The organism is Aromatoleum toluclasticum ATCC 700605, from assembly GCF_000378245.1.
GTDB classification, from domain to species: Bacteria; Pseudomonadota; Gammaproteobacteria; order Burkholderiales; family Rhodocyclaceae; genus Aromatoleum; species Aromatoleum toluclasticum.
Map to the genome: position 1 here is coordinate 40,689 of NZ_KB899495.1, position 15,906 is coordinate 56,594.

The window sequence follows — 15,906 nt, forward strand, 5'->3', positions numbered from 1 at the left end:
GTCTTGGTATAATTAGTACTCTTCGCATTCGATTGGTCCCTTCATGAGCCAGATCCGTAACCAGAAACCAAATCTCGCTTCGTCGATCCGCGACACGCTGCAGTCCGAGATCGAAAGCGGGAAGGTTCCGCCGGGCGCGTCGCTCGACGAGCGCGAGCTCGCCGCACGCTTCTCCGTGTCCCGCACGCCGGTGCGCGAAGCGCTGCAACAGCTTGCCGCGCAGAAGCTCGTGCGCATCACGCCGCGGCAGGGTGTCGCGGTCTCCCGCCTGTCGATCCCGCAGCTGCGGGACATGCTGGAACTGCTCGGCGAACTCGAAGCCTTGTGCGCGAAACTCGCCGCGCGGCGTGCGTCGGAGGAGCTGCGTGCCGCTCTCGACGCGGCGCTCGCACACGGCCGGGCGATCGCTGGCGGCGCCGGCGACGCGGACGATTACAGCGACGCGAATCTGGAATTCCACGAGGCGATCTACGCCGGCAGCCGCAACGAGCTCCTCGCGCAGCAGGTGCGCCCGCTGCGGCGCCTGATCCAACGCTACAATGTCAACAACCGGCAACTGCATACCACCGTTCAGATCGAACGTTCGGTGGCCGCGCACGAAAAGATCGCACAGGCGATCCTCGCCGGCGACGAAGCGCTCGCTTACCGGCTGATGCTCGAACACGTGCCGGCCGGCGGCAGCGGCTTCTCGGAGTTCCTGTCGGCGCTGCCGGCGAGCCTGCTAGAGGAGACCGCCGCGGCCTGAACGCGCGTGACGGCGCAGCGCCGGACGTCGGCGCCGCCCGCCCCTTCCGTCTCCCGTCAGCGCTTGATCCAGAACTGGCTCAGGTCCTGCCCGACGTAGTTCGTCGGCGCCGGGACGTAGCCCTGCAGCCTGGAATCGACGACCGTCGTGCGCCGGCCCCAGAACAGCGGCAGCGTGTAGCCCTGGGTCAGGATGTACTCCTCCAGCTGTCGGATCACCACCAGACGCTTCGCCGGATCGCCGATGCGCGACTGCTCCTCCATCAGCGTGTCGACCTTCGGGTCGTTGTAGCGCGCGATGTTCGCCGGATTCTTCTCGTGCGAGACGAAGATCGACCACTTCGCAGTCGGATCGTCGAGGTAGTCGGGCAGGTACTCGACCGCGAGGTCGAACTCGCCCGCACGGCGGCGCGCGAAGAATTGCGAATCCTCGACCTGCTCCTGCACCATCGTGACGCCGATCTGCCGGAACTGGTCGATCAGATAGACGCCGAGGAACGGCCACGGCTTGCGGTTCAGAAAGGTGAGCTTGAGGTTCGCCTGCCCGGCCTCGGCGAGGAGCCGCCTCGCCTCGGCGCGCGCCGCGTCGACGTTTCGGCCGAAGCCCGGCAGCTTTTCGAGCTCCGCGTTGCTGCGCGCGAACTCCGACCCGGGGCGCGCGAGGCCGCCGACGACGCTCAGCGTCGTCGAGCGCTCCATCGCCTTCGAGCCTTCCCAATGGTCGAGCGCGAGCGCGAGCGCCTTGCGCACGCGCGGATCGCGGAGCGCGGGCTTCTGGGTGTTGATCATCGCCATGAACAGCGTCGAGATCGCCGGATTCGCTTCGAAGATCTGCACGTCCTTGCCCCGAGTCGAGACGATGCGGTCCGCCTCGAGCGGCGAGACGCCGCGGAAATCGACCATCACTTGCCCCCCCGCGAGCGCGTTGACGGCGGACGGCGGCGTCAACGAAATCGCCTTGAAGCCGTCGAGATGGGGCAACCCAGGACGGAAATAGTCGGGGAAACGCTCGCCGACCCATTCGGCGCCGGGTGTGTAGGACACGAACTTGAACGGCCCCGTGCCCATGACTTTCTTTGCGGGATAGGTCGGATCGCTCTTCAGCAGCGCTTCGGAATAGATGCAGCCGTACGGCTGCGCGAGCAGCGCCAGCATCGACACGTTCGGCTTCTCCAGCCGGAACACCACGGTACCTGCGTCGGGCGTCTCGATCGAGGCGACGTCGGCGAGCAGCTCCTTGCGCACCGACAGCACGCCTTGCGGCGGATTGCGCATGCGCTCGAAGCTCGCGCGCACGTCGCCCGACGTCAGTTTGGTGCCGTCGTGGAACTTGACGTTGGGCCTCAGCTTGAACTCATACACCAGCCCGTCGGGCGACACGGTCCACGACTCGGCGAGATCGCCAACGACCTTCGGATAGTGTGCGGCGTCGATCTGAAGCAGCGTCGAGTAATGGGGAGCGACGCGGTACATCACGTTGAGCGAGCCCGCCGCGTGGCAGTCGAAGGTCGCCGGCTCGCCGAGCGAAACTGCGAACACGAGGTTGCCGCCGCGCTGCGGCGTCGCGTTGGCGAGCCCCTCGGCACTGAACAGGACCGCCGTCGCGGCCACCACCGCGCACACCGAACTTCTCACTTTCATGGTCTCCCCCTATGGTTTTGCAGTCCGTCATCGCGGACATCGACTTGCATGGCATCCGCCGTCAGTGGCGGAACTTCGGGTCGAGCGTGTCGCGCAGCGCGTCGCCCAGCAGGCTGAACGCGAACACTGTGAGGCTGATCGCGAGGCCCGGAAAGATCACCGTCCAGGGCGCCTGCGAGAACGACTGCACCGCGACGCCCGACAGCATCAAGCCCCACGACGGCGTCGGATCGGTGACGCCGACGCCGAGGTAGGACAGCGCCGCCTCGAGCAGGATGGTCTGTGCGGTGAAGGCCGAGACCAGCACGAGCCACGGCGCAGCGAGGTTCGGCGCCATGTGGCCGAGTACGATGCGCGGGTGCGAGAAGCCCGCGGCGCGCGCCGCGTCGATGTAGGGCATCGTGCGCACCGTAAGCGCAGCCGCGCGGATCACGCGCGCGGCCTTCGGCATGTAGGGAATCGCCACCGCGAACATCAGGTTCGCGTCGATGCCGTAGATCTCGTGGCGGCCGAGCACCGCGGCGACGATCAGCGCTAGGATGATCACCGGCAGCGACAGCAAGATGTCGACGAAGCGCTGCAGCACGGTATCGACCCAGCCGCCGAAGTATGCCGACGTCACTCCGAGCAGGCCCCCGGCGATGCCGCCCAGCAGCGACGAGCAGATGCCGAGGATCAGCGCGGTGCGCGCACCATAGACGAGCCGCGAGAAGATATCGCGCCCGAACTCGTCGGTGCCGGCCCAGTGCGTGGCGTCGGGCGGCAGCAGCAGCTTCGCGAAGTCCGTCGCGAGCGGATCGTACGGCGCAACCCACACGGCGAACACGCCCGCGAACAGGATCACCAGGATGATCAGCGCGCTCGCGAGCCCCAACGGCTGCTCGCGAGCGAACCGCCCGATTCCCTTCAGCCACCTCAGCCCGCGTCGCCCTGCCGGGCGCGCCGCGCGCTCGAAAGGCACAGCCATCGCTTCCATGTCGATCTCTCCGTTGATTGTGTCCGTCGGGTTCCCGCGTTCAGCGCAGGCGCACGCGCGGGTCAAGCGCTGCGTACAGCAGATCCGTCGCGAAATTGACGCTGACGAAGAACACCGCGAACAGCATCACCAGCCCCTGGATCAGCGTGAAGTCGTTCTGGCCGACGGCTTGGATCAGCAGCTTGCCGATGCCGTTGAGGTTGAACACCTGCTCGGTGACAACGAGCCCGCCGAGCAGGAACGCGAACTCCATGCCGACCACTGTCACCGCGGGCAGCAGCGCGTTACCGAGCGCGTGCCGCGCGACGATGGTCGATTCGCGCACGCCCTTCGAGCGCGCGGTGCGGATGTAGTCCTCGTTGAGCACTTCGAGCAGCGACGAGCGCAGCATCCGCGCGATCATCGCCGACATGCGTGCGCCCACCACGAGCGCGGGCCAGATCAGCTGCGTGAGGTTGCCGAGTGGATCTTCGAAGAGCGAGATGTGCTCGATCGGCGGCCCCCACTCGAACACCAGCAGCAGGCCCAGCAGCACCAGCATGCCGAGCCAGAACGCCGGCACCGACAGCCAGGCGACCGTCAGGACGCGGATCGCCTGGTCAAGCCAGCTGCCGTGCGCGAGCGCCGACGCGATACCGAGCGGCACGGCAATGACGATCGCAATGACGGTCGCCATCACCGCAACCTCCATCGTCACCGCGAGCCGGCTCGAGATCTCCTCGGCGACCGGGCGGCCGGTCCACATCGAACGGCCGAGCTCGAGGCGCACAAGCCCGCCCATCCATTCGGCGAACTGCTCGTGCGTAGGGCGGTCAAGGCCGAGGCGCGTGCGCTCGGCGGCGAGCACCTCCTCGGACACATTGCCCCCTTCGGCCAGATACTTCGCCTCGACGACGTCGCCGGGCAGCACGCGCAGCAGCAGGAAGATCAGCGCGGCCACGCCCGCAAGCGTGAGAACGAGCTGGAGCAGCTTGGCACCAAGATATCGCGGCACGGATCATCTCCCGTCAGATTTTCAGGCAGGCCACGCGGTGGCCGGGGCGCACTTCGCGCAGCTCAGGCACCGTGAGGCTGCATTCAGCGTCGGCAACGGGGCAGCGCGTGCGGAACGGACAGCCCGACGGCGGCGCGAAGGGGCTCGGTAGTTCGCCGCGGATCAGCGCCGCCTCGCGCTGCTTCTCCTTCACCGGGTCCGGCGTCGGGGCCGCCTCGAGCAGCAGGCGCGTGTAGGGATGCAGCGGCTCGCGGTAGAGACTTTCGCGGCTCGCGACCTCCATCACGCGGCCGAGGTACATCACCATCACCCGCGTCGAGATGTGGCGCACGACCGCGAGATCGTGTGCGATGAAGAGATACGCGATGCTGTGCTTCTCCTGCAGGTCGGCGAGGAGATTGACAATCTGCCCCTGGATCGACACGTCGAGCGCCGACACCGCCTCGTCGCAGACGATGAAGGACGGCTCCATCGCGAGCGCCCGCGCGATGCCGACCCGCTGGCGCTGTCCGCCCGAGATCTGGTGCGGGAAACGGTCGTGCAGGTCGGGGCGCAGGCTGACCTGCGCCAGCAGCTCATCGACACGCTCGCGCGTGGCGGCCGCGCCGCTCGTTATGCGGTGTACGCGCAGCGGCTCGGCGATGATGTCGCCGATCGACTTGCGCGGGTTCAGCGACGCGTACGGGTCCTGAAACACGACCTGGAAGCGGCGCCGCAGCGCGCGCAGCTCGCCGTGACCGGCGTGCGTGACGTCGCGCCCCTCGAACTCGATACGTCCGGCCGTCGGCTCCTCGAGTCGCAACAGCAGTCGGCCCACCGTCGATTTGCCGCAGCCCGACTCGCCGACGAGCCCCAGCGTCTCGCCGACGTCGATCGTGAAGCTCACATCGGAGACCGCCTTCACGGTGCGGTTCGGCCCGCCCCAGCTCGACTGCACCGCATAGTGGCGCGTCAGTCCGTCGACGCGCACGAGGACCTTGCGCGCCGGCGCCGCCGGTTCGTTCTGCCCGGGCTGCGCGGCGCCATAGGCGTTGCCGACCCAGCGCACGCGTCCGTCGGCGAGCTCGTCGGCGCGCAGGCATGCCGACAGCCCTCCGGTGTCGGTCGGACGCAGCGCCGGCACCTCGCGCAGGCAGGCCGCGACGGCCTGCGGACAGCGCGGTGCGAAGCGGCAGCCTTCCTGCGCCTTCGACAGATCCGGCGGCAAGCCTTCGATCGCTTCGAGCCGCGCACGCCGCTCGCTGTCGAGCCGCGGCACCGAGCACAGCAACCCGGCCGTATAGAGATGGCGCGGCCGGAAGAACACCGCTTCGGCGCTGCCCTGCTCGGCCACGCGCCCCGCGTACATCACGACTACGCGGTCCGCGTAGCGTGCGACGACGCCGAGGTTGTGCGTGATGATGACCATCGCGATGCCCAGGCGCACCGACAGGTCCTTCATCAGCTCGAGGATCTGCGCCTGGATCGTGACGTCGAGGGCGGTGGTCGGCTCGTCGGCGATGATCAGCTTCGGATCGCACGCGAGCCCGATAGCGATCATCACACGCTGGCGCATGCCGCCCGAGAACTGATGCGGATACTGGTCGAGCCGGGACTCGGCCTCCGGCACGCCGACCAGCGTCAGCAGCTCGGCCGCGCGCTGCCGCGCCTGGTCGGCGCTCATGCCCTTGTGGATGCGCAGTGACTCGGCGATCTGGTAACCGACCGTCAGGATCGGATTCAGCGACGTCATCGGATCCTGGAAGATCATCGCGATGTCGCGGCCGCGGATCTCGCGCATCGCCTTCGCGTCGAGCGTCAGCAGATCGCGGCCTTCGAAGTTGATCCGCCCCCCGGTCACGTGGCCGGCGTCAGGAAGCAAGCCCATGATCGACAGCGCGGTGACCGACTTCCCCGACCCCGACTCGCCGACGACCGCGACGACCTCGTTGCGATCGACCTCGAAACTGACGTCCGTGAGCGCTTCGGTGTGCCCCCGGGCGGTCTTGAATGCGACGTGCAGTCCCTGCACCGACAGCAACGGACCGTTGTAACAGCGCTCGCCGAAGGGCGCGTGCCGTCCGTCGGGCGTGTGCCGGCCCGCTCTACTCGGCTCGTCCGCAACGCGCGCCATCATGGCTTCGCAGAAAGCCACCATGTCTCACTCTCCTCGTCTCCACCGATGGTGCACTGGAGCCCAGCGCTAACGGTGTTTTTTTATGCTTAGGTATACACAACGTTCGTATTTGTATTTTTAACGATCATACTCCGATACGGATCGTGTACCACAAAAAAATAAAATTTCGACGAGTCGGGCCCGCCTCACCGCGCGCACGTCGCGGCGGGCGCGCCTTTTCCCGGTCCCGCTTCCCGCTGCGGGAAGCGGGCGATCCCGTCGGCGGCCCCCGCCGGATACGCTGCCGGGCCTCCGTTTCGAGCCCGGCAACCGCCGTGCGGACGTGGATCGCCGCGCCGCCCCCGCTCACTCTTCGCCGGGCTGCTTGCCGGGCTCGAAGCCGCCGACTTCATGGTAGACGACCTTGTTCTCCTCCTCGAACGCCCGCACCGTAGGGATCTGTCCCGGCAGGCCGAGCTCGCTCCAGCGCGAGGCGACCTTGTCGTAGGTCTGGCGACTCAGCGTCGTGCGCTTCGAGAACACCGGCAGATGGCGGTGATCCTTGCATGCGTTGATCAGCGCCTTCGAGCCGTACGGGCGCTTCTCGGGCGGGTTCTGCGTGGGATCAAGCCAAGTGCTCCAGGTGTTGCGCAGGATGTCGATGTCGTCGATCGGGTTGCAGCGGCTCGCCATCGCCCAAATCACCTGATCCATGTCGGTCGGGTCGATGTCCTCGTCGACCGCGATGATCAGCTTCGTGTAGTACGCGCCGCCCGGGCACTGCGCGGCGAGCGCGAGCGCCTGCGCGGCGTGGCCCGCGTAACGCTGCTCGAGGCTGATGACGGTGACGCCGAAGCCGCCCGCCGCCGCCGGATGCGCGTAGACGCCGGCGATGCCGGGGATGCCGAGCTTGTCGAGGTCGTCCCAGATCTTCGCCGAGCGCACGATCGAGAAGAAACCGCTCTGCTCGCACGACGGGTAGTCGGCCATCAGCGCGTTGGTCAGGATCGGGTTCGAGCGGTGATGCACCGCGGTGACCTCGACCAGCGGACAACCCGCCTCGGGGCGGCCGTAGTAACCCGGGAACTCGCCGAACGGACCTTCGGGCTTGACCGAATTCGGCCGGATGATGCCCTCAATGACGAGTTCGGCGTTCGCGGGCAACAGGAGGTCCGTTGTCGTGCCGCGCACGACCGGGATCGCCTGCCCCTTGATGCCGCCGGCGAACTCGTACTCGGACACGTTCTTCGGGAAGGTCTGCGAGCCCACCATCATGAACAGCGGGTCGATGCCCCACGCCGCGGCGACCTGGATCGGCTCGCCCTTCTGCCAGGCGCGCGTGATGTGCAGCCGCGCATCCTTGCCCGGCGACATGTACAGGCCGACCTGGTTCTTGCCCTGCAGCATCATCCGGTAGGTGCCGATGTTCAGATACCCGCTGTCCGGGTCGCGCGTGATCACCGCGTCGGCCGTGCCGGCGTAGCGCCCGCCGTCGAGCGGCCAGTGCCTCGGGATCGGCAGCTGGTTGAGATCGATCTGGTCGCCGGTCAACGTGTTCTGGCACACCGGTGCTTCGGCGCGCGACACCTCACGCGGCGGGATGCGCTGCTTGAGCTTGTCCTTGGCGCGGCGGATCAGTTCGACGGTCGGCGTATCGACCGGCTCCTCGAGCGTCAGCGCGACGCGTTTCAGGCTCGGGCCGAGGATGTTCCACAGCAGCCGCGCGCCGATCTTGCTGTCCTCGAAACCGGCGGCCTTCTCGAACAGCACCGCGGGCGACGGCTGCTGCTTCGCGAGCAGGTAACCGACTGCACTCATTTCCTCGTCGCGATCGACGGGCTGTTTCACGCGCACGAGCTCGCCCATTTGCTCGACGCGGCTCAACCACTCGCGCAAGTCCTGGATCGGCTCGCTCGCCGTGCTGCTGTCGATCCGTTCTGCCTCAAGACGCTTGTTCATTCCAGCTCCCCCAAGAAAAGGTAAGACCCGCCATCCTTAGCGCACGCCGGCGGTCGCGTGATTGCTTTTTACATGTCTCATATTGTGAGACTGTAGAATGCTTGTCAACGAAAATTTTTCTGAACCGGAAAAAAAGTTTTCTCATATTTACAGGAGATGATTGGCGACGACAGAAAATTCGGCAGGCTTATTGAGACGCACCCCATCAATTTATTGATCTCGATCTACGAGACTACATAAATGAAACGTGATGCTGATTCTTGTGAATCCCCGGGTTGACGAAACGGATTTCGGCGTCTAACTTTCAATTCATCATACGTGTGATCATTAGAGTCCCGTCCCCGACCCGAAGTCCCGGAACGGAGCGGGCTCGTCGAAGCGCGAGGGAATGGCATTTTAATGAATGATCAGTCACTCATTACTCGAAGCGTAGCGACCAAGGCGGGCGAGGACGTGCGAACGCATCCCGTTCCGCTAGACGGAGCAACGCAGCGATCCCTGCACGCGCGGCGCGGCGCGATGCCGGCAGCCCGCCACGTGGCTCACCCGCCGCAGTGAGAGTGAGCCCCGAGGCGAGGGACGGCCCGCACGCGCCGGTTCCAGCTGCCGGCACCGTGCGCTGGGACATGGCGGTCTCAGATCGGCACTTCTGGGCACCCGCGCCCCCCGCCGTCCCTGACGCCGATATCGCATCGGCCGCGACCGAGGTCCGCGTCCGTCTCTTCGGCGCCCTCGCTCCGGCAGGGCTGCCCCAGCCCGTCGTTTTGCGGCTCGCGCCGCCCGCGACGGTCGCGAGCGTGCTCGCGTCGCTCGGCCGCGTGCTGGGCCCGGAGCGCGTCACCGATCTGGCCGACACCCACGGCAGGAAACGGCGCACCTGCCGGCTCTTCGTCGATGGCCGCGCGGTCGACGAGGTCGAAACCGCCCTCGTTCCGGGCGCGCGGCGCACCGACATCGAAATCATCGTGCTTGCGGGAATCGAAGGAGGCTAGCGAATGCGGACAACGGCGTATCCTTCGACCGCCCCGGCAACCGACGATGACGCGTGGATTCAGTCGTCGTGCGCGCTGTGCTACGGGTCGTGCTCGATCCTCGCGCATCGCGTCGACGGCGTCGTCGTCAAGATCGAAGGCAACCCCGAGTCGGCCGTGGGCAAGGGGCGGCTCTGCGGAAAGGGCGTATCGGGCTTGATGACCCATTACGACCCCCACCGGCTGAAGAAACCGCTGCGGCGCACGAATCCGCGCAAGGGGCTGCACGAGGACCCCGGCTGGAAGGAAATCTCGTGGGAGGAGGCGCTCGACGAAATCGCCGCCGTGCTGCGGCGGCTGCGCGCCGAGGACCCGCGCAAGCTGGTGATCCAGCGCACGACGACGGTCACCGCGAGCGGCATGCCGTTCCGCGCCTTCGCGGGCGCGTTCGGCACGCCGAACGTGTCGACGTCGGGCGGAGGCATCCACTGCGGCAACGGGGCACACCTGATCAGCGGCACGATGCACGCGTCCTGGTCGATCGTGCCGGACTTCGCCTACTGCAACTACGCGATGTATTTCGGCGCCTCGAAGGGGCATGCGGCCGGTCACGCGTCATGCTCGAACATGGGGCTCGCCGCCGAGGCGCGCGCGCGCGGCATGAAGATGGTGGTGATCGACCCGATGGCGAACTTCGCCGGTGCGAAGGCCACCGAATGGGTGCCGATCCGCGTCGGCACGGACGCCGCGCTCGCGCTGGCGATGGCGCACGTGCTCGTGCGCGAGCTCGGTGCGTGCGACTTCGCCTACCTGCAGGCGAAAACGAATGGCCCCTACCTGATCGGCCCCGACCGCCGCTATATGCGCGATTCGGCATCCAACAGGCCGCTCGTGTGGGACCGCAGCGCCGGCGCAGCGCGCCCCTTTTCGGACGTCGCCGCGACCGACATGGCGCTCGAAGGCGAATACGAGGTCGGCGGCGTGCGCTGCGAGCCGGCGTTCGCGAAGCTCAAGGCGCATCTCGCGAAGTTCACGCCCGAATGGGCCGAGGGCGTGTGCACCGTGCCGGCGCGCGACATCCGCCGCCTCGCCGCCGAGTTCGCCGCCGAGGCGCGAATCGGCAGCACGATCACGATCGAGGGCGTGACGCTGCCGTACCGGCCGGTGGCCGCGATCGCCTTCCGCGGCAACCAGGGGCATCTGAACTCCAACTACAATTTCATCGCCGTCGACCTGCTGAACCAGCTCGTCGGCGCCGCCGACGTCGTCGGTGCCTGCCTCGGCTTCAACCCCGCCTGCGCCGGCTTTCCCGAAACGGGGCGGCTGCGTTACGTGCCGAAAGCCGACGCCGACGGGTTGATGGTGGCCGGCATGTGGCTCGGCTTCCACTACCCGTATCCGCCGACCGAACCGCGTGCGCCGCAGAACCTCGGCCTGCAGGATCTCTTCGTCATGGGCCTGAACTCGGCCTTCCTGAACTCGGCCGACCAGGAGGCGTACTGGCGGACGTTCGACCTGCCCTACCGGCCCGAGGCGCTGATCAATTTCGGCTGCAACCTGGTGATGGCGATCGGCAACGCGGAGACGGTCGCGCAGTCGCTGCAGCGGCTGAAGTTCATGGTGTCGTTCGACCTCTTCCTGACCGAGACCTCGCGCTTCGCCGACATCGTGCTGCCCGACGCGAGCTACCTGCAGATGACCGATTCGCGCTCGAACTTCCCGTTCATGTTCAGCCTGCCCGGCGGCATGGGCGAGTGGTGCTGGCCGATCCGCCAGCCCGTCGTGCCGCCCGACGGTGAGCAGCGACCGTTCGCCGACGTGCTGCTCGATCTCGCCGAGCGCATCGGCATCGGCGCCGATCTCAACGCGGCCTACAACGCGGCGATGAACCTCGAGCCGCCGTATCGGCTCGACCCGGACCGCCGCTACCGCTACGAGGAGATCTGCGACGCCGACCTGAAGAACACTTTCGGCCCCACGCGCGGCCTCGACTGGTTCCGCCAGCATGGCCTGATCAAGTGGAAGAAGCAGCCCCAGGAGGTGTATTGGCGCGCCTTCGTCGACGTGCGCGTGCCGATCTACTGGGAGTACCTGCCGCCGGTATGGGAGGCGATCGACGCGATCTGCGCGCCGCGCGGCGTGCACGTTCCGCGCGCGTTCTACGAACCGCTGCCCGACTTCCTGCCCTGCGCCTCGCATCGCTGCGCGAAGCCGGATTTCGATTTCTACGCGTTCTACTACCGCGACATCGTGCATACGAACAGCTTCACGATGGAAAACCCGTGGCTCGACGAGGCCGCGCGCCTCGATCCGTTCTCGTACGCGATCGCGATCAACGCGGACAGCGCACGCCGGCGGGGCTTGCGCGACGGCGCCGCGGTGTGGGTCGAATCCGAAACCGGGCGGCGCGTGCAGGGACGCCTGAGATTCACGCAGGCGATTCATCCCGAAGGCCTCGGCATTGCCGCCTGCGCCGGGCACTGGAGCGACGACATGCCGGTCGCGCGCGGCAAGGGCGTGTTCTTCAACGAGCTGCTCGAACTCGACTTCGAGCATCTGAGCCCGATCAACCTCAGCCTCGACCTGTGCGCCCGGGTCAGGGTGACGCTCGTGGAGGAGGCGGCGCGATAAGTGTGCACAACGGTCGCAACCCGCGCCCGGCCCGCCGGCGCGCAGGCCGCGACGGACTATAAGGGAGACGACGGTGAAGACTGGAAAACGGATGATCGCGGCCGCATCGGTGATGGCGACCCTGTTCGCGGCGCCCGGCGGCGCGGCGCAGGCGGAGCCGCAGCGCGGCGGCAACCTCGTGTTCGCGGTGTCGATGGGCGAGCCGGCGACTTTCGACTGCCACGCAGCGGGCTCGCTGAACGTGATGTTCCGCGTCGCGCCGCACTATTCGACACTGCTGCAGATCGACCCCGCGCGCTATCCGGCGATCGTTGGCGATCTGGCCGAATCGTGGACCGTCTCCGACGACGGACTGCTCTACACGTTCAAGCTGCGCCCGAACGTGCGCTTCCACGACGGCTCGGCGCTGACCTCAGCCGACGTGCGCGCGAGCTTCGAGCGCATGCGCAACCCGCCGCCGGGTGTGGTGTCGGTGCGCAAGGAACTCTACGCCGACATCGCCTCGATCGACACGCCCGATGCGGCCACCGTCGTGTTCCGCCTGTCGGAGCCGAACGTGTCGATGCTCGCGATGCTCGCCCAGCCCTATGGCTGCATCTATTCGGACGCGCTGCTGAAGAGCGATCCCGCCTATCCGGCGAAGAAGGTCATAGGCTCGGGTCCCTTCAGGTTCGTCAGCTACACGCCGGGGGCCGAATGGGTCGGGGAGCGCTTCCCGCAGTATTTCCGCACCGGCCTGCCTTATCTCGACGGCTTCAAGGCGCTGTCGCTGACGACCGCGGCGATGGTCAATGCGCTCGCGGGCGGTCAGGTGATGGTCGATTTCCGCGGCGTCACGCCGCTCGAGGCGCAGCGCATCGTCGCCACGCGCGGCAAGGACGTGAATGTCTTCGAGGCGAATCCGGCGATCACCACGCTCTTCATGGCGACGATCAACACCGCGCGGCCCGGGCTCGACGACGCCCGGGTGCGACGCGCCCTGGCGCTCGCGCTCGATCACTGGGAGGGCTCGAAGGCAATGGAGCGCACGACGACGGTCAGCGCGGTTGGCGGCCTGTCGCGACCCGGTTCGGAGTTCGCGCGCAGCAACGCCGAGCTCGAGAAGCTGGCCGGCTTCAGCCGCAACATCGAGGCGGCCCGCGCCGAGGCGCGGCGCCTGCTCGCCGAAGCCGACAAGACGAACTTGAAGCTCGTCTTCCTCAACCGCAAACCGTGGCCGTACATGGGCACCTACCTCATCGACCAGTTCCGCCAGATCGGCGTCACGATGCAGCAGGAGCAGGTCGAGGACGCGCAGTTCTTCGCGCGGCGGCGCGCGGGCGACTTCGACCTCGTGCTCGAGTACCTGCCCGACTACCTCGACGATCCCACCGCGAAGTGGTCCGGTTTCCTGTCGTACGACCGGAACCCGAACAACCTCGGCAGGTTCTCGGACCACAAGCTCGACGCGCTGCTCGAAGCGCAGTCTCGCACCGCCGATGCCGCGCAGCGCCTGGCGATGATCCGCGGGATCGAGGAATACGTCCTCGACCAGGCCTACGCGCTGCCGCTCTTCTGGGGGCGGCGCACGACGGTCGTCGACGCGAAGCTGCAGGGCTATGTCCCGGCACCGACGAACTACGTGGGGCAGGATCTCGCACATTACTGGCTCAGGCAGTAGGCGGCGCCCACGGGGGCCGCGACCGAGGTGATGCTGATTCTTTGCCCTGCTGCGGGGAATACAGTAGAGTGCGCACCGTTTCACCGTCCCGTGGCGATGCCGGAACAAGACCGAGGGAACGCGACGACATGAAGAGCGAACAAGCACCGGTCGACAAGCCCGAGGGCGCCGCGCGCCGAACCAGCCCCGAGAAGGTGATCGAGATCCTCGACCTGTTCGAGGAGGAGCACCTGCGCTGGACGCCAGAGCAGATGATGGAGCGGCTGCGCTGCCCGCGTTCGACGCTCTACCGCTACCTGCGCGTGCTCACCGAGGCGGGCCTCGTTACGTCGCTGCCGGACATCGGCTATACCCTCGGCCCCCGCATCGCCGAACTCGACTACGTGATGCGCACGAGCGATCCGCTGATCATGAGTGGCCGCCCGCTGCTGCAGGCGCTCGCCAAGGAGATCACCGGCGTCGGCCTGCTGTGCCGCTATTACAAGGACCGCGTGCTGTGCGTGCACCAGGAATCCAGCGCAGCGCAGATCCACAGCAGCTACGAGCGCGGGCGGGCGATGCCGATGTCTGCCGGCGCGACCTCGCGCGTGATCCTCGCGTACCTGAAGCCCGCACAGTTGCGCCAGCACTACCAGCAGCAGGCGGCCGAGTTCTCCCGCAACCGCAGCGCCGACACGTTTGAGCAGATGCAGGACGAGTTGCGCGAGATCCGCAAGCAAGGTTACTGCCTGTCGCATGGGGAAATCACCCCGGGCGTGGTCGGCGTCGCCGCACCGGTGTTCGACAGCGAGAACACGATCATCGGCAGCGTGAGCCTGGTGATCCCGGCTGCTGGCTTCGGCGAGCAGCGCCAGCGCTTCGTCATCGACCGCATCACGTTTAGCGCCCGCGTGCTATCGAACGGGATGCACTCGCGCGCCGACGGCTGAGCGCGGCGCGCAAGGAGCGCCCCCCCCGCGCGCCGCCAGTGTGCCGGTCGGTCGATGGTGCTCACGTCGAACGACCGGCACCCCACACTCTCAGAAGATGTGGTCGATGCCGAGGAACACGCCGGTGGCGTCGTCCCCGAAGTTCGTCGTCACACCGTTCGGCCGGATGTTCGGGTCGCGCTGTTTGTCCCCGTTGTTGACGCGTGTGTAGGCGCCATACAGCGAGGTGCGCTTCGATAGCACGTACCGGTAACCGATCGTGCCGGCCTTCGCACTCTTGTCGGAGTCGTCCGCATCGTGCCTGCCGTAAGCGGCGAAGAGGTAGCTCGCCCCGACCGGCACCCGGAAGCCCAGGTGCCAGACCTTGTCGGTGTCGTGGATCTTGATCGTCTGATAGGTGCCGTACAGCGACACGACGCGGAAGTCGTAGATCGCGCCGAGCCCCCACTCCTTCTGATCCTCGCCGCCGATGCTGGTGAGCTCCCTGCCGCGCTGGTAGAGCAGACCCACCGCGAGCGGGCCGTTCGCATAGTCGCCGGAGAGCGCCCAGCGGTCGTTGGCGTCGCGGTTGTTGTTCTGGTTCGTCTCGCCGTACGAGTAGATTGCATTCGCGACGACCCCGCCGAAATTCGGCGAGCGGTACGCGATCGCGTTGTCCCAGCGCGCCGGACTTGCCGGAACGATCGTCGCCCCGGCGCCGCTCGCGAGGATCGCCTGCGGGCCGAAGGGCACGCCGCCGGCCGCGTCGTAGCGCGCGATCGCGTAGCCGGGCGCATACTGGCGGCCGAGCGACAGCAGCCCGTAGCGGCTTTCCAGCCCGACGAAACTCTGGCGCGAGCGCAGCGCCGAGCTGGTGCCGATGCCCTGGTTCTGGTCCACTTCGATCGGATATTCCAGCGTGAACACCGCCTTCAGGCCGCCGCCGAGATCCTCGCTGCCGCGAAAGCCGAGCCGCGAGCCGTACAGGCCACCCGAATCGATGCCGCGGCGGATGTTGTCGCCGGCCTTGGCCCAGCTCAGAAACGCGTCGACGATGCCGTAGATCTGCACGTTCGACTGGGCCATCGCCGCGGGCGCGACTCCTAGGGCGCCGGCGAGGGCCAGCGCGATCTGCTTCTTGTTCATCCCTGTCTCCTCTTTTTGTGTGACAACGCCGGCATCGCTGCCGGCACGCGGCAGCGCGCCAACCGGGCCGTCGTCGCCCCGGGATCGGCGCTGCCACGGCCGCCGGCACTCGCCGTGCGGCTCGAAACCTTCGTTTATCGTTGAGCCTCCCCTCCTCGCTGGTTGAACTTCATCCTCCATC

Annotated in this window: 11 protein-coding genes; 5 read left to right on the forward strand and 6 right to left on the reverse strand. The window is 67.2% G+C overall.

From position 1 onward, the window contains the following. Positions 1-43 precede the first annotated feature (43 nt). Positions 44-745 (forward strand): GntR family transcriptional regulator, encoded by a 702-nt coding sequence (locus tag F464_RS0109640; protein ID WP_018989593.1) that lies wholly within the window; start codon positions 44-46, stop codon positions 743-745. Positions 746-801: 56 nt separating this feature from the next. Here F464_RS0109640 and F464_RS0109645 read toward each other — a convergent pair whose 3' ends face one another. The 5 genes from F464_RS0109645 to F464_RS0109665 all read right to left on the reverse strand — a co-directional run bounded on the left by F464_RS0109645 (position 802) and on the right by F464_RS0109665 (position 8,409). Further along, positions 802-2,385 (reverse strand): ABC transporter substrate-binding protein, encoded by a 1,584-nt coding sequence (locus F464_RS0109645; RefSeq protein ID WP_051092269.1) that lies wholly within the window; start codon positions 2,383-2,385, stop codon positions 802-804. A gap of 61 nt (positions 2,386-2,446) precedes the next feature. Continuing rightward, entirely contained in the window at positions 2,447-3,361 is a 915-nt protein-coding gene (locus F464_RS0109650; RefSeq protein ID WP_018989595.1) for an ABC transporter permease, read from the reverse strand. A 40-nt stretch (positions 3,362-3,401) separates the two neighbouring features. Further along, a complete protein-coding gene (locus F464_RS0109655; protein WP_018989596.1) occupies positions 3,402-4,355 on the reverse strand; it encodes an ABC transporter permease in 954 nt (317 codons plus the stop codon). A 13-nt stretch (positions 4,356-4,368) separates the two neighbouring features. Next, positions 4,369-6,492, reverse strand: a complete 2,124-nt coding sequence (locus F464_RS0109660) for an ABC transporter ATP-binding protein (RefSeq protein WP_018989597.1) — start codon at positions 6,490-6,492, stop codon at positions 4,369-4,371. A 324-nt stretch (positions 6,493-6,816) separates the two neighbouring features. Beyond that, on the reverse strand, positions 6,817-8,409 hold the full coding sequence (locus F464_RS0109665) for a UbiD family decarboxylase (RefSeq protein WP_018989598.1): 1,593 nt from the start codon (positions 8,407-8,409) through the stop codon (positions 6,817-6,819). 626 nt (positions 8,410-9,035) lie between these two features. Between F464_RS0109665 and F464_RS0109675 the strand changes: the two genes are divergently transcribed. The 4 genes from F464_RS0109675 to F464_RS0109690 all read left to right on the forward strand — a co-directional run bounded on the left by F464_RS0109675 (position 9,036) and on the right by F464_RS0109690 (position 14,600). After that, positions 9,036-9,401 carry a ubiquitin family protein gene (locus F464_RS0109675; protein ID WP_018989599.1) on the forward strand — a complete coding sequence of 122 codons (366 nt, stop codon included), beginning with the start codon at positions 9,036-9,038 and terminating at the stop codon, positions 9,399-9,401. A 3-nt stretch (positions 9,402-9,404) separates the two neighbouring features. Then, entirely contained in the window at positions 9,405-12,011 is a 2,607-nt protein-coding gene (locus F464_RS0109680) for a molybdopterin-binding protein (RefSeq protein WP_018989600.1), read from the forward strand. A 73-nt stretch (positions 12,012-12,084) separates the two neighbouring features. Continuing rightward, entirely contained in the window at positions 12,085-13,671 is a 1,587-nt protein-coding gene (locus F464_RS0109685; protein ID WP_232428880.1) for an ABC transporter substrate-binding protein, read from the forward strand. Between the two features lie 128 nt (positions 13,672-13,799). Further along, complete coding sequence (locus F464_RS0109690; protein ID WP_018989602.1) at positions 13,800-14,600, forward strand: IclR family transcriptional regulator; 801 nt, start codon at positions 13,800-13,802, stop codon at positions 14,598-14,600. Positions 14,601-14,690: 90 nt separating this feature from the next. Here F464_RS0109690 and F464_RS0109695 read toward each other — a convergent pair whose 3' ends face one another. Beyond that, positions 14,691-15,725 carry a porin gene (locus F464_RS0109695; protein ID WP_018989603.1) on the reverse strand — a complete coding sequence of 345 codons (1,035 nt, stop codon included), beginning with the start codon at positions 15,723-15,725 and terminating at the stop codon, positions 14,691-14,693. Positions 15,726-15,906: the final 181 nt, after the last annotated feature.